Origin of the sequence: Nocardioides ganghwensis, from assembly GCF_014779655.1 — a bacterium.
Lineage (GTDB): Bacteria > Actinomycetota > Actinomycetes > Propionibacteriales > Nocardioidaceae > Nocardioides > Nocardioides ganghwensis.
Genome location: NZ_JACXYX010000012.1, coordinates 15407 through 32260, shown reverse-complemented (window position 1 = coordinate 32260; position 16854 = coordinate 15407). Strand labels below are relative to the sequence as shown.

General features: G+C 73.2%; 17 protein-coding genes. 7 read left to right on the top strand and 10 right to left on the bottom strand.

From position 1 onward, the window contains the following. Positions 1 to 208: 208 nt before the first annotated feature. The 3 genes from IEZ24_RS14315 to IEZ24_RS14305 all read right to left on the bottom strand — a co-directional run bounded on the left by IEZ24_RS14315 (position 209) and on the right by IEZ24_RS14305 (position 3592). Positions 209 to 625 carry a hypothetical protein gene (locus IEZ24_RS14315; RefSeq protein WP_129454649.1) on the bottom strand — a complete coding sequence of 139 codons (417 nt, stop codon included), beginning with the start codon at positions 623 to 625 and terminating at the stop codon, positions 209 to 211. 135 nt (positions 626 to 760) lie between these two features. Further along, positions 761 to 1267, bottom strand: a complete 507-nt coding sequence (locus IEZ24_RS22565) for a zinc metalloprotease (protein WP_397191109.1) — start codon at positions 1265 to 1267, stop codon at positions 761 to 763. Between the two features lie 675 nt (positions 1268 to 1942). Beyond that, a complete protein-coding gene (locus IEZ24_RS14305; protein ID WP_129454646.1) occupies positions 1943 to 3592 on the bottom strand; it encodes a serine/threonine-protein kinase in 1650 nt (549 codons plus the stop codon). Positions 3593 to 3681: 89 nt separating this feature from the next. Between IEZ24_RS14305 and IEZ24_RS14300 the strand changes: the two genes are divergently transcribed. After that, entirely contained in the window at positions 3682 to 4038 is a 357-nt protein-coding gene (locus IEZ24_RS14300; RefSeq protein ID WP_242498436.1) for a TraR/DksA family transcriptional regulator, read from the top strand. Between the two features lie 19 nt (positions 4039 to 4057). Here IEZ24_RS14300 and IEZ24_RS14295 read toward each other — a convergent pair whose 3' ends face one another. Continuing rightward, positions 4058 to 4636 (bottom strand): hypothetical protein, encoded by a 579-nt coding sequence (locus IEZ24_RS14295; protein ID WP_129454644.1) that lies wholly within the window; start codon positions 4634 to 4636, stop codon positions 4058 to 4060. Positions 4637 to 4733: 97 nt separating this feature from the next. On the opposite strand from IEZ24_RS14295, the gene IEZ24_RS14290 reads away from it, so the two are divergent. Together IEZ24_RS14290 and IEZ24_RS14285 are read left to right on the top strand one after the other, a co-directional pair. Then, a complete protein-coding gene (locus tag IEZ24_RS14290; RefSeq protein ID WP_129454642.1) occupies positions 4734 to 5879 on the top strand; it encodes a sensor histidine kinase in 1146 nt (381 codons plus the stop codon). Then, complete coding sequence (locus IEZ24_RS14285) at positions 5876 to 6520, top strand: response regulator (protein WP_129454640.1); 645 nt, start codon at positions 5876 to 5878, stop codon at positions 6518 to 6520. The genes IEZ24_RS14290 and IEZ24_RS14285 overlap by 4 nt, the downstream gene beginning before the upstream one ends. Here IEZ24_RS14285 and IEZ24_RS14280 read toward each other — a convergent pair. From IEZ24_RS14280 to IEZ24_RS14260, 5 genes are read right to left on the bottom strand one after another with little or no spacing between them, the layout of a single operon-like run. Continuing rightward, entirely contained in the window at positions 6499 to 7179 is a 681-nt protein-coding gene (locus tag IEZ24_RS14280) for a DUF2306 domain-containing protein (RefSeq protein WP_129454638.1), read from the bottom strand. The genes IEZ24_RS14285 and IEZ24_RS14280 overlap by 22 nt on opposite strands. Positions 7180 to 7237: 58 nt before the next feature. Continuing rightward, on the bottom strand, positions 7238 to 9103 hold the full coding sequence (gene nhaA, locus IEZ24_RS14275) for a Na+/H+ antiporter NhaA (RefSeq protein WP_207206768.1): 1866 nt from the start codon (positions 9101 to 9103) through the stop codon (positions 7238 to 7240). Beyond that, complete coding sequence (locus tag IEZ24_RS14270) at positions 9100 to 10188, bottom strand: branched-chain amino acid aminotransferase (protein WP_129454636.1); 1089 nt, start codon at positions 10186 to 10188, stop codon at positions 9100 to 9102. The genes nhaA and IEZ24_RS14270 overlap by 4 nt, the downstream gene beginning before the upstream one ends. A 24-nt stretch (positions 10189 to 10212) precedes the next feature. Beyond that, positions 10213 to 11292: a 3-isopropylmalate dehydrogenase gene (locus tag IEZ24_RS14265; protein WP_129454634.1), complete on the bottom strand. Its 1080-nt coding sequence runs from the start codon at positions 11290 to 11292 to the stop codon at positions 10213 to 10215. A 10-nt stretch (positions 11293 to 11302) separates the two neighbouring features. Then, positions 11303 to 11443 carry a hypothetical protein gene (locus IEZ24_RS14260; RefSeq protein ID WP_165356050.1) on the bottom strand — a complete coding sequence of 47 codons (141 nt, stop codon included), beginning with the start codon at positions 11441 to 11443 and terminating at the stop codon, positions 11303 to 11305. A 426-nt stretch (positions 11444 to 11869) separates the two neighbouring features. On the opposite strand from IEZ24_RS14260, the gene IEZ24_RS14255 reads away from it, so the two are divergent. The 3 genes from IEZ24_RS14255 (at position 11870) to IEZ24_RS14245 (ending at position 14614) form a co-directional block, all read left to right on the top strand. Continuing rightward, complete coding sequence (locus IEZ24_RS14255) at positions 11870 to 12436, top strand: O-methyltransferase (RefSeq protein ID WP_129454632.1); 567 nt, start codon at positions 11870 to 11872, stop codon at positions 12434 to 12436. Between the two features lie 158 nt (positions 12437 to 12594). Further along, positions 12595 to 13227, top strand: a complete 633-nt coding sequence (locus IEZ24_RS14250; protein ID WP_129454630.1) for a hypothetical protein — start codon at positions 12595 to 12597, stop codon at positions 13225 to 13227. A gap of 40 nt (positions 13228 to 13267) precedes the next feature. Further along, positions 13268 to 14614, top strand: a complete 1347-nt coding sequence (locus tag IEZ24_RS14245; RefSeq protein ID WP_129454628.1) for a signal peptidase I — start codon at positions 13268 to 13270, stop codon at positions 14612 to 14614. Here IEZ24_RS14245 and yczE read toward each other — a convergent pair. After that, a complete protein-coding gene (gene yczE, locus IEZ24_RS14240; RefSeq protein ID WP_129454627.1) occupies positions 14576 to 15301 on the bottom strand; it encodes a membrane protein YczE in 726 nt (241 codons plus the stop codon). The two genes, IEZ24_RS14245 and yczE, sit on opposite strands and share 39 nt — an antisense overlap. Before the next feature lie 62 nt (positions 15302 to 15363). Between yczE and yczR the strand changes: the two genes are divergently transcribed. Next, a complete protein-coding gene (gene yczR / locus IEZ24_RS14235) occupies positions 15364 to 16815 on the top strand; it encodes a MocR-like transcription factor YczR (protein ID WP_129454625.1) in 1452 nt (483 codons plus the stop codon). Positions 16816 to 16854 lie beyond the last annotated feature (39 nt).

Genomic DNA, 16854 nt, shown 5'->3' with positions numbered 1-16854 from the left:
CCTGGGGTGCAGGAGGTCGGCGCGGCGGGGAGTCCCGTCGCGCTAGGCAATGATGATGGTGCTGGTGCTCACGGGTCCGATCGTGCCACGCCCCGCCCGGCCGTGAGACGCCCGTCTCGGAATCCGGTCGGCCACGCGCGACTGCGTCCCGGGCGCCGCCCCCACGACGGCCCCCGGGACGCAGCGTGTCCCCCAGATCAGCAGCCGGTCAGCAGGCGTACGCCTCCGCGCCGGCGATGTAGGTGGTGACCATCTGCTCCGGCAGCGGCGAGCCGTCGGCGAAGTACTCCAGGCCGATGCCGTCGGCGCCGTTGGGGTTCGTCCGGCCGGTGTGCTTCGGGTCGCCGATCGTCATCTTCTCGAAGATCTTGAGTCCGACCGGGAGGCCCGCCTCGCGCAGCGCGGCGTACCCCGCCTCCTCGGCTCCCTCGCACTCGGCGGCGTAGCCCTCGAACTCCGCCCCCATCGCGGCCGAGACCACGAACCAGTTGGCCGAGGTCGGCCCCGACAGGGAGTACATCGGGACGAAGCAGTGGTGCGCGCTGGCGCTCGTCGCCGTGACGGCGATGGCCGCGGCAGCTGCGCCGGCGACGACGCCGAGGCGTCGTACGGTGGTGGTGCTCATGTGGTGTTTCCCCTCGTGATGGGACCCCCTGCGGATCCCGGCACCACCAGTCCAGCGGTGGTGCGGGCCACCGACCACGGTCAGTGACCCGCACACTTCCCGCACAGTTCGCGCGGGGCGTCCGTGCTGAGGACCTCAGGAGAGCGCGCGGTACTCCGTCCACGCCATCTGCATCCGCGCGGCCTGGCCGGCGGTGAACTCGGTCATGCAGGAGTCGTAGGTGTAGTCCATGAAGTTGGTGATGGGGTCGACTCCCCCGCCCTCGCAGGTGTCACGTCCGGTCGGGCACTGGAAGGCCGGCGAGGCCTCGGGAGCGGTGTCGGCCACGTAGTCCCCCGGCTCGGAGCAGCCGCCCTGGAACGTGTGGTAGAGCTCGAGCCAGTGGCCGACCTCGTGCGTGGCGGTGTCTCCCTCGCCGTAGACGGTGTAGACCGAGGAGTCGCCCGTGTCGTTCTCCACCGTGGGCAGGCTGCGGTAGTCGACGACGACGCCGTCGCGGTACTGGGGCAGCGGGTCGCCGAGGGTGGTCTCAGGGGTGAAGTCGGAGGGGAAGTAGGCCCAGCCGAGCAGCGACTGCGCCAGCGAGGCGGAGTAGATGTTGAGCGTCTCGGAGGTGCTGTCGTCGTAGAAGTACTTCTTCATCTTCACCTCCTTGCCGCTGCCGCGGTAGAAGCGGGGAAGCCCGCCGTTGGACGAGACCAGGTTGAACCACTCGGGCTGCTTCACGCGGTCGATCTCCTCGAGCACGAACGAGAAGCCGGTGCCGGCGAAGCCCTCGTTGAGCACCCTGATCTGCTCCGCCACCCGCTCGTCGGACAGGTAGCCGCCGTCCGCGCTCCTGTCCTTGTAGACGACGTTGAAGCGGACCGGGATCTCGACCGGCTCGAACGCCGCGGCGGCGGTGGCTCCCGGCTTGGCCCGGGCGGACGTACGCGCCGCGCGGGCCGCCTTGGCCAGCGGGTCCTTGTGGACGACGTGGAGGTCGTCGCGCGGGATGGTGCCGGCCGGGCCCTTGGCGACGTCGCCGTACTCGATGCAGTCGGTCGAGGTGTCCTTGGCCGGCGCACCGAACGTCGGCGTCGACATGCCCATCCCGAGGGCGAGCGCGGTGGCCGTGACGCCGAGGCGTTGCAGGGCACGGGTGGTGGGGTTCATCAGGGGGGTCCCCTCTCGTCAGAGTCGGTCGAGGGGAACGTAAGCCTCCGCGGGGACCCGCGGGAAGACCACTTCGGGGTGGACTTGCCGGAGAAGACCTCGGAGCCGGACCTCGGAGCCGGACCTCAGAGCGGACCTCGGAGCGGACCTCGGAGCCGGACCTCAGAGCCAGCCGGGCAGCCGCACGTCGGAGAACGGCGCGCCGTCGTAGGGCGTCCAGCTGGTGCCCTGCGCCGACGCGGCCGCGCCCAGCCCCGAGCCGGCGGCCGCGACGAGCAGCGTGACCAGCAGCCACGGCACTCCGCGGCGGGCGAGCGGGTCGACCAGCCGGTGCACCGGCGAGCGGACGCGCTCGGCGCCGGGACCCCACCAGGCCGAGACCGCGAAGGCGCCGCCGACGGCCGCGAGCGAGGTGGTCATCGAGAGGGACGCGGCGAAGCAGAGCAGTGCGACGGCGCACGCGATCCCCGCGCTCCAGAGGAGCAGGACGACCGACCCGCCGAGGCCGGCGACGACGTGCCACGGTGCGGCCAGCAGCACCTGGAGGCCGTCGTACCACCTCGCCCCGCGCCGGTCGCGGCGGTTGCCGGCGGACGCGGCGGCGAGGGAGCCGCTGCGCAGCAGCCAGGTCGCGACGAAGAGGACGGCGAGACTCACGTAGGGCGCGAGGACGATGCCGCCGGTGACGACGCCACCGAGGGCGAGGAGGGTCAGCGACCGACGCAGGCGCTGGCCGGTGGGCACCCGTTCGCGTGCAGGGGGGCCGTAGTCGGTGACGTACTCGGTCGGGCCGTCCGGCCGGTGGTCGTAGGGGTCCGTCGGGGCGGTCCAGTCGTCGGACCAGTGCACGGGCTCGTCGACCGGCGCTGGCGGCGCGGCGGCGGTGCCGACGTGCGTCGGCGCGGCGTACGCCTCCTGCGCGAGCGCCGCGTAGGGCAGCGTGACGGGCGCCGCGGCGTGGTGGTCCCGCGCCGGCGCTCCTTCGTCGTGCACGTCGGACGGCGACCTCAGGTCCTCGAGCCAGTCGCGGACCTCGTCGAGCGACGGCCGGTCCTCGGGCGACGGTGCGAGCGCGTCCTCCACGAGCTCGAGCACGTCGGGGTCGAGCCCGGTGAGGTCGTGCTCGCCACGGCGGACGCGGTCCATGATCGCCATCGACGGCCCGCGGCCGTAGGGCGCGCGGCCGGTGCCGGCGTAGGCGACCGTGGCGGCCCAGGCGTGCACGTCGGAGGCCGCGGTCGCGTCGTCGCCGTAGAGGATCTCGGGGGCGAGGTAGCCCGGCGTCCCGAGCAGCCAGCCGTTCATGGTGATGCGCGAGTCGTCGGCGACGCGGGCCAGGCCGAAGTCGATGAGGATGGGCGTACGGCCCTCCATCATCACGTTGGAGGGCTTGATGTCGCGGTGCAGCACCCCGACGTCGTGCACCGCCTCCAGCGCCTCTGCGAGGCAGTCGGCGAACCACAGCAGGTCGTCGTCGGCCAGTGGCCCCTCCTCCTGCACGTGGTCGTGCAGCGAGAGGCCCGGGACGTAGCGGGTGGCGACGAAGGGGATGTCGCCGAACGGGTCGGCGTCGACGATCTCCGCGATACGACGGCTGCGGACCCTGCTCAGCGAGCTGACCTCGCGCGCGAGCCGGCGTCGGGCCTCGTCGTCGCCGACGACGTGCGGGCGCAGGACCTTGATCGCCACCGGCCGCTCCCCCGGCTTCTGGCCGAGGTGGACCACGCCCATGCCACCCTCGCCGAGGCGGGCACGCAGCGCGTAGCCGCCGACGGTGAGACCGGGCGGCGGCGCCTTCGGGGACGTCGTCACGGCACGAGGATACGGGCGCCGAGCCGTGGTCACCCCGATCCGCGCGCCGTGCCGGGAGCGCTGTCGTACGGGTGGGTCACCATGGGGTGGTGGACGAGGTGATGCACGAGACCCGGCGCCGCCTCGCTGCCGAGCGGGAGCAGGCACTCGCGCGGCTGGCGAGCCTGACCGGCGACTACGACTCCGTGGTGGCCGCCTCGCTCGACACCAACGCCGACGACGAGCACGACCCGGAGGGCGCGACGATCGCCTTCGAGCGCTCCCAGATCGGGGCGCTGGTCCGGCAGGTGCGCCACCACCTCACCGAGATCGACGCCGCGCTCGAGCGCCTCGAGGCGGGCTCGTACGGCGCGTGCGAGCGCTGCGGGTCGGCGATCGGGGATGCGCGGCTGGAGGCCCTGCCGGCCGCCCGGACGTGCATCAGGTGCGCCTCGGTGCGTGGCTGAGGTGCGAGCGCAGCGAGCCTCAGCTGCGCGCCGGCCGCCGGATCGCGGTGACCACGGCGAGGCCGATGCCGCCGACGAGGAGCAACAGGCCGAGGAGCAGTGGGCCGTACTGGATCGCGTCGTAGTAGATGCGCGGGTGGATCGGGGCCAGGTGGAGCTCCTGGACCGGGGTCGCGTCGACGTCGGCGCAGGTCGCGACGACCACTCCGTCCGCGGGTGCCGTGAAGGTGGACGACGCCTCGGGCTGCGCGACCCACGGCTCTTCGAGGAACACACGCTCGTCGCGCGGCACCGGGATGACCTCGATCGGCGCTCCGTCGTCGCCTGCGAGCGTGCAGACGGGATCGATGAGGCTGCGGTCGCCCCAGATCGCGTAGGCCTCACCAGCCCCTTCGACCGAGACGCGGTGCGCAGCTCCGTCCCTCGGGACCGCCACCTCCGGTTCCCACCACCATCGCTGTCCCACGAAAGAGGTCACGGCGAGGGTCGCGATGACCAGCGCGAGCCCCACGACCACCATCGTCGCAGCCCACGGGACCGCCGTACGTCGCTCCCGGACGGCCACGCCTCCGCTGCTCCGACTCGTGTCCTCGTGCACGTGCCGGAGGCTACGGCCTGCACCTCGGAGCGGCGGGGCACCACACTCGGTCATCCGGCCGATCCGGGAGGCACGCGCAGGGCACTACCGTTCAGGCGTGCTCACCCTCGCGCGGTCCGTCTGGCACCTCCCCGCGCCCGCGGACGCGCGCCCGGCCACCCGCTGGGACGCAGCGGCGGTCGCGGTGATCGCCGTGCTCGCCGTGCTCGAGGTGGCCGTCTGGCGGCCCGACCTGGCGTGGCGCTGGGTGTCGCTGGCGGTGTTCCTGGCGTGGCTGCCGACGCTGCTCGTACGCCGCACACGTCCACTGGTGATGGCCGGTGTGTTCGCCCTGGTGGCGACCGCGTCCCTGGCCGTCGGGTGGCTCCAGGGCACGACGCCCGAGGACCTCGGCACGGCGATCGTCGGGCTCCTGATCCCCTACTCGCTCACCCGCTGGGCGGGCGGCCGTGACCTCGTCGTCGGGCTGGGGCTCTTCCTCCTCGTCGCCGTGACCTCGCTCGTGACCCAGCCTCTCGTGCCGGCCGACCGGATCGGCGGGTCGGCCGTCATCGTCGCCGCCGCGGCGACCGGAGCCGCGGTGCGGGCGCGGTCGTTGCTGCACACCCGCCAGCTCGACGACGTACGCCGTGGCGAGCGCGAGCGGCTGGCCCGCGACCTCCACGACACGGTCGCCCACCACCTGACCGCCATCGCCATCACCGCGCAGGCCGGGCTCGCCGTCGCCGACCGGCAGCCCACGGCTGCGCGCGACGCCCTCAGGCGCATCGACGAGGAGGCCACCCGCACCCTGGCCGAGACCCGCAAGGTCCTGCAGGTGCTGCGCACCGAGGAGGCGCCCGACCGACCGCCCGACCGACCCCTCGACGACCTCGCCGGACTGGCCGCCAGCGCAGGACCGGGCCCCGCGGTCGAGGTCGCGCTCGCCGACGACCTCGACCTGTCCGCGACGCTCGCGGCGGCGGTGCACCGCATCGCCCAGGAGGCCGTCGCCAACGCCCGCCGCCACGCCGTCGACGCCACGACGGTGCGCGTCGACGTCCGGCGCAGGCTGGACCTCGTGGAGCTCACGGTGACCGATGACGGCCGGCACCCGGGCCACCCCCGCGCGGGGTCGGGCGACGGCTTCGGGGTGGTCGGGATGACCGAGCGCGCCGAGCTGCTCGGCGGGCGCCTGTCGGCCGGTCCCGCGGCCGGCGGCGGCTGGCGGGTCAGTGCGCTGCTGCCGGCGGAGCCCCGATGAGCCTGCGCGTGCTGGTCGCCGACGACCAGGAGATCGTGCGCACCGGTCTGGCCATGATCCTCGGCGCGCAGGACGGCATCGAGGTCGTCGCGACCGCCGTCGACGGCCAGGACGCCGTGGAGCAGGCCCGGGACCTGCGCCCGGACGTGTGCCTGCTCGACATCCGGATGCCCCGGCTCAACGGCATCGAGGCGACCCGCGCCCTCGCCGGTCCCGACGTCGCGGACCCGCTGGCGGTCGTGGTGGTCACGACCTTCGACCTCGACGAGTACGTCTACGGCGCGCTGCTCGCGGGCGCGAAGGGCTTCCTGCTCAAGGACTGCGGCCCCGAGCTGCTCACCCACGCCGTACGGGCTGCCGCGGACGGCGGCTCGCTGATCGCACCGAGCGTGACGACGCGGCTGCTGAAGGGCTTCGCCACGCGGGACACCCCCGCCGATCCCGTGTCACCGCTCACCGACCGGGAGGAGCAGGTGCTGGTCGCGGTCGCCCGGGGGCTGACCAACCACGAGGTCGCGGCCGAGCTCTACATCTCGCTCAGCACGGTGAAGACCCACCTCGGCTCGCTGATGGGCAAGCTCGGCGTCCGCAACCGGGTCGAGCTCGCCCTCTGGGCCTATCAGACCCGGCGCCTCGACTGACCCGACCGAGCCTGGCTGCGCCGCACCAGCCACTCGGCCACGGCCAGGTTGACGACCCACGCGACCGTCATGCCCGCGGCCTTGAGGTTCCCGCCCGGCTGGTCCACGAGCAGGACCATCGGCCCGAGGACGATCGCCTGCGTGCCCGCGCCCTGCGCGACGGCGTACGCCCGCGCCATCCACCGCTGGTGCGTGCGGACGTCGCGGCGGCGGATCGCGAGGACGCCGAGCACCAGGCCGGCGACCATCAGCGACCCGAACACCAGCCGGGACAGCATGAGGGCGTCGTTGTCGTGGGCCGGGAGCGGGTACCAGACCGCCATCCACAGCCCGCTCAGCGCCGCGGCCAGGCCGGCGGGCACGAGGACCCGTCCGCTCCAGCGGTGCCACCGTGGGCGCCGGGCCCGGAAGGACGGCATGAACTGGAACGCGCCGAGCACGGTGTAGACGCAGGCACCGAGGACGTGCACCACGACGGGCAGCGGCGAGTCGAAGAAGCGCTGGTTGCGGGCGTCGGCCTCCCCCGCCGCGAGCTCCGCGACCCGGAAGACCCCGGCCGCGACGGGGACGAGCGTGAGCGCGAGCAGGCTCGCCGGGATCCACCACTCGCGGCGAGGTCGGGTCGGGACGTCGGGCCGATGCGGGGCGATGGTCGTCATGGCGACGAGCCTCGCCGCGACGGGCGTGCGCACGCATCGGCCCGCGGGCCGCAGCGGGTCAGCCGATCGGCCGAGGTGCGCGCCCGGAGGCCTCGAGCGCAGCGATGAGGGTCCGGGCGTCGTGCGGACCGACGTGCCGGTCCTCGCCGACGAAGAACGTCGGGGTCCCGCGTACGCCGCTCTCCTCCGCCGACGCGACGTCGTGCGCGACGTGACGGGCCAGCGCGTCGTCGTCGAGGTCGCGCATGAACTGCTCGACGTCGAGGTCGAGGTCGGCGGCGTAGCCGACGAGGTCCTCGAGCTCGAGCTGGTCCTGGTGGGCGAAGAGCACGGCGTGCATCTCCCAGAACCGGCCCTGGCGAGCTGCCGCCTCGGCCGCGAGGGCGGCCAGCTCCGCGTGCGGGTGGACCGGGAGCGGGAGGTGGCGGGTGACGTAGCGCAACCGGTCGCCGAAGTGGGCGCGCAGCTCGTCGCCGACGCCGCTGACGCGGGCGCAGAACGGGCACTCGTAGTCGAGGTACTCCACGAGGGTCAGCTCGGCGTCGGCGGGCCCGAGGACGTGGTCGCGCGAGGGGTCGACCGGGCGGCTGAGGAGGGTCGGCAGGGCCGCGTCGCGCTGGCCGAGGAACCGGGCGGCGAACCGGAAGGCCAGCCACCCGGCCAGGCTGGCCAGCACGGCCGCGAGCAGGACGCCGACCCGGGCCTGGTCCTGCAGCCGGGACGACTCGAAGGCGAGGCTGATGATGAGGAGCGAGACGGTGAAGCCGATGCCGGACAGGGCGCCGCCGGCCAGGGTGTGGCCCAGCCCGACGCCCTGCGGCAGCCGGCCCCAGCCCAGTCGTACGCTCGCGAACGCGCCGAGGAAGATGCCGACCGCCTTGCCCACGACCAGGCCGAGCACGATGCCCCACATCAACCGCGAGCCGAGGGCGTCACCCAGCACGCCGTCGCGCAGGTCGACCCCGGCGTTGGCCAGCGCGAACACCGGTACGACGACGTGGCTGGTCGGGGTGTGCAGGGCCTCCTGCAGTCGCTCGTTGACCGAGATCGCGCGGGTCAGCGAGCGGCGGGCGGCCCGCTGCACGCCCGGCATCGGCGACTGCCGGAAGGCACGGAAGCTGCGCGCGGCGTCCTCCACGTCGGACCGGCGCGGGTCCAGGGCGGGCACCAGCAGGCCGCTGAGCATGCCCGCGATGGAGGCGTGCACGCCGGACTCGACGGTGGCGATCCAGAGGACGAGGACGACGAGCACGTAGGGCGCGGCCTGCCACACGCCGGCGCGGTCGAGCCCGACCAGGACCGCCAGGCACGCGGCCGCCACGAGCAGCGCGCCGACCGAGAGGTCGTCGGAGTAGACGACGCCGATCACGCTGACGGCGACGATGTCGTCGATCACCGTCAGCGTGAGCAGGAAGATCCGCAGCTGGGTCGAGACGGCCGGCCCCACGAGCGCCATCACGCCGAGCAGGAACGCGGTGTCGGTGCCGATGACCGCACCCCACCCGGCCGCCGCCTCACCGGACGGGTTGAGGGCGAGGAAGATGCCGGCCGGCACCAGCATGCCGGTGACGCCGGCGACCAGCGGCACCACGACCCGGCTGCGGTCGGTGAGCTCGCCGATGGCGAACTCCTTGCGCACCTCGAGGCCGATGACGAAGAAGAACACGACCATCAGGCCGTCGTTGACCCAGTGGTGCAGGTCCATCGACAGCCCACCGTCCCCCAGCCGGATCGACAGCTCGGTGTGCCACAGGTCGACGTAGGACTGCGACCACGGCGAGTTCGCCCACACCAGCGCGACCAGCGCCGCGACGACGAGCAGCCCGGCGGAGCCGGACTCGGTGCGGATGAAGTCGCGCAGCGACCGCGGGCTCTGCGCCTCGAACGCCGCGGAGCCGGTGCAGGCGGACTGCTCGGTGCTCACACCACGCGGTGCATCCAGCCGAAGGTGTCCTCCGCGCGGCCGAACTGCATGCCCACGAGCGCCTCGCGGATCCGCATGGTCAGCTCGGTGCTGGCGGGGGCCGGGGTCACGCCGTGGGGCGAGCGCAGCTCACCGACCGGCGTGACCACCGCGGCGGTGCCGCACGCGAAGACCTCGGTGATCTCTCCGGAGGTGACGCCGTCGCGCCACTCGTCGATGCTGAACTTGCGCTCCTCGACCGCGTGGCCGAGCTTGCCGGCGAGCTCGATGATCGACGCACGGGTGATGCCCTCGAGGATCGTGCCGGTCTCGGGGGTGACGATGCTGCCGTCGGCGTGGACGAAGAACAGGTTCATCCCGCCGAGCTCCTCGATGTAGCGGAACTCCTGGTCGTCGAGGAAGACGACCTGGTCGCAGCCCTGCTCGATCGCCTCGCGCTGGGCGGCCAGCGACGCGGCGTAGTTGCCACCCGTCTTGGCCGCGCCCATGCCGCCGCGACCGGCGCGGGTGAAGGTCTCCGAGAGCCAGAGGTTGACCGGCTTGATGCCGCCCTTGAAGTAGGCGCCGGCGGGCGAGGCGATGACCATGAAGGTCACGTGCTGCGCCGGGCGTACGCCGAGGAACGTCTCGGAGGCGAACATGAACGGGCGCAGGTAGAGCGACTTCTCGCCCTCGCCGCCGCCGGAGGCGTTGTCAGGCACCCAGCGCTGGTCGGTCTCGACGAGCGCGTCCACGCACGCGACGAAGTCGTCGACCGGGAGCTCGGGGAAGGCCAGGCGCTTGGACGAGCGCACCATGCGCGCGGCGTTCTGCTCGGGCCGGAAGGTCCAGATCGAGCCGTCGTCGTGCCGGTAGGCCTTCATGCCCTCGAAGGTCTCCTGCGCGTAGTGCAGGACCGCGGTCGCGGGGTCGAGCGTCAGCGGGCCGTAGGGCTCGATCCGGGCAGCGTGCCAGCCCTCGTCGGGCGTCCACTCGACCGTGAGCATGTGGTCGGTGAAGTAGGTGCCGAAGCCGGGGTTGGCGAGGATCTCGGCCAGCCGGGCGTCGTCGACGGGCGTGGGGTTGGCGGTGGTGCTGATCTGCATGGGGTCAACCTACTCAGGTTCGGCTCAGAGGCGGGCGGCGATGGCGTCCCCGACCTCGCTCGTACGACGGCTCGTCCCGGGCTCGCGCTCGGTGAGGTCGGCCAGCACGGCGGCCTCGATCGCGGCGGCGGCGTCGGGGTGGCCGAGGTGGTCGAGCAGCAGCGCGCCGGACAGGATCGCGGCGGTCGGGTCGGCCTTCTGCTGCCCGGCGATGTCGGGGGCCGAGCCGTGGACGGGCTCGAACATGGACGGCGCCGTCCGGTCGGGGTTCACGTTGCCGGAGGCGGCCAGTCCGATGCCGCCGGTGATGGCGGCGGCGAGGTCGGTGATGATGTCGCCGAAGAGGTTGTCGGTGACGACCACGTCGAAGCGTGCCGGGTCGGTGACCATGAAGATCATGGCGGCGTCGATGTGGATGTAGTCGGTCGTGACGTCGGGGTGCTCGGCCGCGACCTGCTCGAACAGGCGCCACCACAGCGACCCGGCGTTGACCAGGACGTTGGTCTTGTGGACCAGCGTCACCTTCTTGCGCGGGCGCTTCTCGGCGCGGGCGAAGGCGTCGCGGATGACCCGCTCGACGCCGTACGCGGTGTTGACCGACACCTCGGTGGCGATCTCGGCGGGGGTGCCGACCCGGAGGGCGCCGCCGTTGCCCGTGTAGGGGCCCTCGGTGCCCTCGCGGACCACCACGAAGTCGATCTCCCCCTTCCTCAGGACCGGCTCCGCCAGGGGTGAGGCGGTGCCGGGGAAGAGGCGCGACGGACGCAGGTTGACGTAGTGGTCGAGCTCGAAGCGCAGCTTGAGCAGCAGGCCGCGCTCGAGGATGCCGGGGGGCAGGTCGGGGTCGTTGGGCTTGCCACCGACGGCTCCGAGCAGGATCGCGTCGTGCTCGCGGATCTCCGCGAGCACCGAGTCTGGCAGCACCTCGCCGGTCGCGAGGTAGCGCTCGGCGCCGAGGTCGTAGCGCGTCGACTCGAACTTCACCGGGGACGCGACCTCGAGGACCTTGAGGGCCTCGGCGGTCACCTCCGGGCCGATGCCGTCGCCGGGGATGACGGCGAGGGTGGGCGTGCCGGTGGGAGCGGTCTGCTGGGTGTCTGGCATGCGGCTGACGTTAGTTGTCGTCGGGCCGCTGGCCGCCGCCGTCTCGCAGGTCAAGCGCCGTCTGCAGCGCCAGCGCGACGTTCTCCGCGCTGCGCGGGTTCTCGGGGTCGTGGGCCGCGGGGCCCCAGGCGTCGGGGTACAGGTCGTACATCGTTCTCACTCCTGGTCACGTGGTGTGCGGGTGGTGAGTCCGAAGCTGCCGACACCGCGGCGGGTGACGGAGCGGGGGTGCGGGGATCGCCCGGGCCCGGCTGCCGGCCGACGAGCGTGCGGATCGCGCAGTGACTGCGTGGACCCGCCACGGAGGCGGCGGCTTCGAACTCGGCTGGGCTACTGCCCAGCGGAGGGGAGAAAGGCCGGGTGGCGGAACCTCGTCAACGCCGAACACCGCGACGAGGTGGCCTCTCTGTCAGGCCCCGCCGCGGCGATCGATAAGTACGAAGACGCTCCGCATGGTGAGCCGACTGTACGACCGCCCCCGGGTGCCGCGCAGCGCATTTCCGCAAACGTGTCAGATCGTGAGATGTCGGCCCGCCCACTGGGATCGGAGCCGAGGGGTGACAGACTCGACGGCCTCATGTCTGCTCCCCCGGATCTCCCCGACATCGTCCAGCGCGCCTTCGACGTGTGCCGCCAGGCCGGCTACGTCGCGTTCTGCCGCAACGAGACCGGTCGGCTGCTCGCGACCCTCGCCGCCACCCGCGGCGGCACGATGGCGGAGTTCGGCACCGGCTGCGGCGTCGGCACGGCGTGGCTGCGCAGCGGCGTGCGCAACGGGGCGAGGATCCTCACCGCCGAGCTCGACGAGTCGCTGGCCGGCGCGGCCTCGAAGATCTTCGACGACGACCACAAGGTCGAGGTGCTGGCCGCCGACTGGAACGTGCTGCGTGAGCACGGCCCGTTCTCCCTGCTCTTCCTCGACTCGGGCAGCCCGTCGGAGGTCGGCGTCGACGCCGTCATCGACCTCGTCGAGCCCGGCGGCATCGTGGTGCTCGACGACTTCGCGCCGTGCGAGTCCTGGCCGCCGATCACCTACGGGCGGGTCGACACGCTGCGCGAGCAGTGGCTCACCGACGACCGGTTCACCGCGGTCGAGGTGATGGTGGCGGCCGACGCCTCGGCGGTCATCGCCACGCGTCGCTGACAGCACGCGTGACTAGGTGTCAATACCGGACTGACTAGATTTTGCCGAACGGCAGATTTCTTTACCTTGTCGTTCCTACGGTGTGCCTGCACTCAGTGCCGGGCGTCCCGACCGGGCGCCCGACCCTTCGCACGTTCTCGGTTGGAGAGACACACACCATGATCAAGCCGTCCCGTCGCGCCCAGAAGCTCCTGGCCGCGGCCACCACCCCCGTCGCCGTGGTCGCGGCGGGCGCTCTCGTCTACCAGGCCTCCTACGCCGCCTTCACGGGCCAGACCCGCAACTCCGGCAACGAGTGGGCGACCGGCTCGGTCCGGCTGACCGACGACGACAACGGGCAGGCCCGTTTCCGCGTGGCCAACATGCTCCCCGGCGACACCGAGACCAAGTGCATCAAGGTGACCGCCGACGCGAGCGTGCCCAGCACGGTGAGGGGCTTCACCATCAACCCGGTCACCTCCGTGCAGGGCCTGGAGAACCGGATCATGATCACCATCATCGCCGGCAACGGCGGCGGCTTCGCCGACTGCGCCGGGTTCGCCCCGCTCCAGGACGCGACCAACGGCGTCATCGTCGCCGACGCACCCCTGTCGATGGTCTCCCAGAAGAACACCTTCGAGACCGCGATGGGCGGCTGGGACGTGCCGTCCGGCGTCAGCAGCCGCACCTACAAGATCACCTGGGAGTTCGACACCACCGGCATGACCCAGGCGCAGATCGACCAGATGCAGGGCGCCAAGACCGGCGTGGACATCCAGTGGGAGATGCGGACCGCAGAGTCCACCCCCTGATCCCTGCTCGGCCCCACCTTCTCTTCTCGGAGCAACACGCGTGCGCACGTCACCACCCGACGCAGCAGCCGGGTCCGGATGGACCCGGCTGCTGCTCGTGCTCGGGTCACGTGCCTACCGGGCGATGCTGCTCACCCTGACCGTGGTCGCCGCGGCACCGCTGGTGGCCGGCTGGGGGTCGTACGTCGTGGCGTCCGCCTCGATGGAACCCTCGATCGCTCCGGGCGACGTCGTCCTGGGTCGGCCGTCCGCGACCGACCACCGGGTGCGCGTGGGCCGCGTCTACGTCTTCGACGACCCGGCGCGCGGCGGTCGGCTGCTGGTCCACCGCGTGGTGGAGCGGCGGGACGACGGCGACTACACCACCGCGGGCGATGCCAACGACGTCACCGACATCACCCCCCTGGAGCCGGCGGCCATCCGGGCCCAGGCGATCCTCCTGGTCCCCCTGGTGGGGCTGCCCGTGCACTGGGCGCGCACCCGGGACTGGCTGCCGCTCCTCGTGTGGATCCTGGCCAGCAGCGCGGCCTTCGTGCTCGCCGGGCAGCGGCTCGACACCCAGCGCCCCTCACGCCCGCGAGGCTCCCGTACGGCGGTCGCGACCGCCGTGGCCGTGGGAGCCGTCGCCGCGGGAACCGCCGGGTCCGCCGGTGCCACCTTCACCGACAGGACGACCGCCTCGGGCAGCGAGTGGACGGCCGGGGCCTGGGCGCAGCCGTACGTGGGAGCGGTCCTCGCCGACTCCCCCCGGTTCCTGTGGCTCCTCGACGAGACGGCAGGAACGGCCACCGCCCAGGACAGGTCCGGCAACGCGTTCCTCGGCGACTACGAGCCCGCCGCGGTCCTCGGCCGGCCGGGTGGCCTGCCGAACAACCCCGGCACGTCGATGACCACCAGCGGCGGCCTCGCCCTCACCAGCGCGTACACCGCCGGCTCACCGGCCACGCACTCGATGGAGCTCTGGTTCAGGGCCGCCCCCCGGAGCGCTGGCCCCCTGATCGGTTTCGGGTCCAGCGCCACGCCGGGCGCACCCCCGCAGGAGGACCGCGTCGTGCGGCTCGCGCCGTCCGGGCAGATCACCTACGGCGACTGGGACTCCAACCCGAGGAGCCTCATCGCCACGCCGGGCGCCTACGACGACGACGTCTGGCACCACCTCGTGGTGGTCTCCACCGCCGCGAACGGCGGGCGGCAGAGCACGGTCGTCTACGTCGACGGGGTCGCGCGAGCCAGTAGCCTGACCTCGAAGGTCGACGACTACGCCAGCCACGTGCGCGTCGGCGGCGGGTCCGGGACCGCCACGTTCAGCGGCTCCGTCGACAACGTCGCGGTCTACCACTCCGCGCTCTCAGCGGGTCGTGTCGCGGCCCACTGGGCCGCGCGGTAGCGCCACGGTGAACCACGGGAGCATCAGCTGGGTCAGCGGCCCGATCGCCAGGGCGTACGCGACGGTGCCGATGCCGAGCACGCCGCCGAGCAGGAGTCCGATGACCACCACGGTCACCTCGAGGCCGGTGCGGACCAGGCGCAGCGACAACCCGGTGCGGCGGGACAGCCCGGTCATCAGCCCGTCGCGCGGCCCGCGCCCGAGCTGGGCACCGATGTAGAGCGCGCTGGCCAGCCCGCAGAGCACCACGCCGCCGACCATCAGCCCGATCCGGCCCGGCAGTGCGTCGGGGCGCTGGAGGACCGCGAGGGTGGCGTCGGCGGACAGCCCGACCACGACCGCGTTGCTGATCGTGCCGAGCCCGGGCACCTCCCGCAGCGGGACCCAGAGCACCAGCACGACGAAGCTGAACAGCACGACGGCCTGGCCGAGGGTCATCGGCACGTGGCGGACGAAGCCGGAGTGCAGCACGTCCCACGGCGCGAGCCCGAGCGCGCCCCGCACCATCAGCGCGAGCGAGACGCCGTAGAGGAACAGGCCCACGTAGAGCTGGGGCAGGCGGCGCGCGAGCCTGCCGGCGCGCAGCTGGGCGATCGGGCCGAGGTCGACGAGGACCCCGCGGGGGGCGCGGGGGGCGTGGACGGTGTCGGCCGGTGCGCCGCCGAGGTCAGGGGTGGTGCTGGTCATGGCGACCATGATTCCCGCGATTGGCCTTGTTGCCCATAGCCAATCCTGGGACAGTGGCCTGCATGAGCCGCGTGATCAGTGCCCAGCGCATAGCCACTCTCGTCGGCGACTTCCCCCGCTCCCCCGCCTACGTCGGCCTCGCCGACAGCCTGCGGGTGCTGATCGGTGACGGACGTGTCGGCATCGGCGTCCGACTGCCGAGCGAGCGTGACCTCACCGCGGCGCTCGACGTCTCGCGCACCACGGTGACGCGGGCGTACGAGGTGCTGCGCGAGTCGGGCTACGCGGACGCCCGCCGCGGCGCGGGCACCTTCACCACGGTCCCCGGCGGGCGGCGCCGGGCGCACGACCGGTCCCTGCTCCCGGGTGTCAGCGGCGACGACGTGATCGACCTCAACTGCGCCGCCCACTCCGCGCCGCCGGGCCTGGTCGAGGCCTACCAGCGCGCCACCGAGCAGCTGCCGGCCTACCTCAGCGGGCCGGGCTACTTCCCGCTCGGCGTCCCCGCCCTCCAGGCGCGGATCGCCGCGGCGTACGAGGCCCGTGGCCTGCCGACCGTGCCCGAGCAGGTGATGGTGACCGCGGGAGCGCTGGCGGCCGCCTCGATCGTCGCGCGGGCGTTCACCGCCCCGGGCGAGCGGGTCGTGGTCGAGTCGCCGACCTATCCCAACGCGACCCAGGCCGTCCGTCACGCCGGTGCACGCCTGGTCCCGGCCGCCGTCGACCCCGACGGCTGGGACCTCGACGCGCTCGCCGCCACGCTGCGGCAGACGTCGCCGCGCCTGGCCTACCTGATCCCGGACTTCCAGAACCCCACCGGACACCTGATGTCCGACGCGCAGCGCGAGGAGCTCGCCACCGCGCTCGCCCGCACGCGGACGGTCGTCGTGGCCGACGAGGCGCACCAGGCGCTGGCCCTGCGCCCGGGGCTCGTCGACGCGATGCCGCGCCCGCTGGCGGCGTACGCCGACGACGCGATCACGATCGGCAGCGCGAGCAAGTCGTTCTGGGGCGGCCTGCGCCTGGGCTGGGTGCGCGCGCCGCTGGCCGAGATGGACCGGCTCGTCCACGCCCGGATCGGCCTCGACCTCGGCGCACCGGTCTTCGAGCAGCTGGTGCTGGCCGACCTCATGGACCACGCCGACGAGGTCCTGCCCCTGCACCGGGAGCGGTTGCTGGCCGGCCGCGACGCGCTGGTGGCAGCCGTGCGCGAGCACCTGCCGTCGTGGCGCTTCCGGGTGCCGGACGGCGGGCTGGCGCTCTGGTGCGAGCTGCCCGAGGCGCTCGGCACCGCGACCTCGGCGGAGGCCGAGCGGCGCGGCGTGATCGTCGCGCCGGGTCCGGTGTTCGCCGTCGAGGGCGGTCTCGACCGCCACGTCCGCATCCCGTGGACCGCGTCGCCCGAGAGCCTCACCGAGGCCGTGCGCCGGCTGGCGGCCGCCTGGGACCACGTGAGCTCGGACGCGACCCGGCCGGCGACGCAGGGCGCCGCCGGCCGGGTGATGGTCGCGTAGGAGGCCGTCGGGCCCCTGCCCGACTCCTGCCAGGCCGCT

Bases quoted from the DNA above. Each gene is read 5' to 3' on its own strand.
- IEZ24_RS14315 (WP_129454649.1), bottom strand. From the start codon at position 625: ATGAGCACCACCACCGTACGACGCCTCGGCGTCGTCGCCGGCGCAGCT.
- IEZ24_RS22565 (WP_397191109.1), bottom strand. From the start codon at position 1,267: ATGAAGAAGTACTTCTACGACGACAGCACCTCCGAGACGCTCAACATC.
- IEZ24_RS14285 (WP_129454640.1), top strand. From the start codon at position 5,876: ATGAGCCTGCGCGTGCTGGTCGCCGACGACCAGGAGATCGTGCGCACC.
- IEZ24_RS14280 (WP_129454638.1), bottom strand. From the start codon at position 7,179: ATGACGACCATCGCCCCGCATCGGCCCGACGTCCCGACCCGACCTCGC.
- IEZ24_RS14270 (WP_129454636.1), bottom strand. From the start codon at position 10,188: ATGCAGATCAGCACCACCGCCAACCCCACGCCCGTCGACGACGCCCGG.
- IEZ24_RS14265 (WP_129454634.1), bottom strand. From the start codon at position 11,292: ATGCCAGACACCCAGCAGACCGCTCCCACCGGCACGCCCACCCTCGCC.
- IEZ24_RS14260 (WP_165356050.1), bottom strand. From the start codon at position 11,443: ATGTACGACCTGTACCCCGACGCCTGGGGCCCCGCGGCCCACGACCCC.
- IEZ24_RS14255 (WP_129454632.1), top strand. From the start codon at position 11,870: ATGTCTGCTCCCCCGGATCTCCCCGACATCGTCCAGCGCGCCTTCGAC.
- IEZ24_RS14250 (WP_129454630.1), top strand. From the start codon at position 12,595: ATGATCAAGCCGTCCCGTCGCGCCCAGAAGCTCCTGGCCGCGGCCACC.
- yczE (WP_129454627.1), bottom strand. From the start codon at position 15,301: ATGACCAGCACCACCCCTGACCTCGGCGGCGCACCGGCCGACACCGTC.
- yczR (WP_129454625.1), top strand. From the start codon at position 15,364: ATGAGCCGCGTGATCAGTGCCCAGCGCATAGCCACTCTCGTCGGCGAC.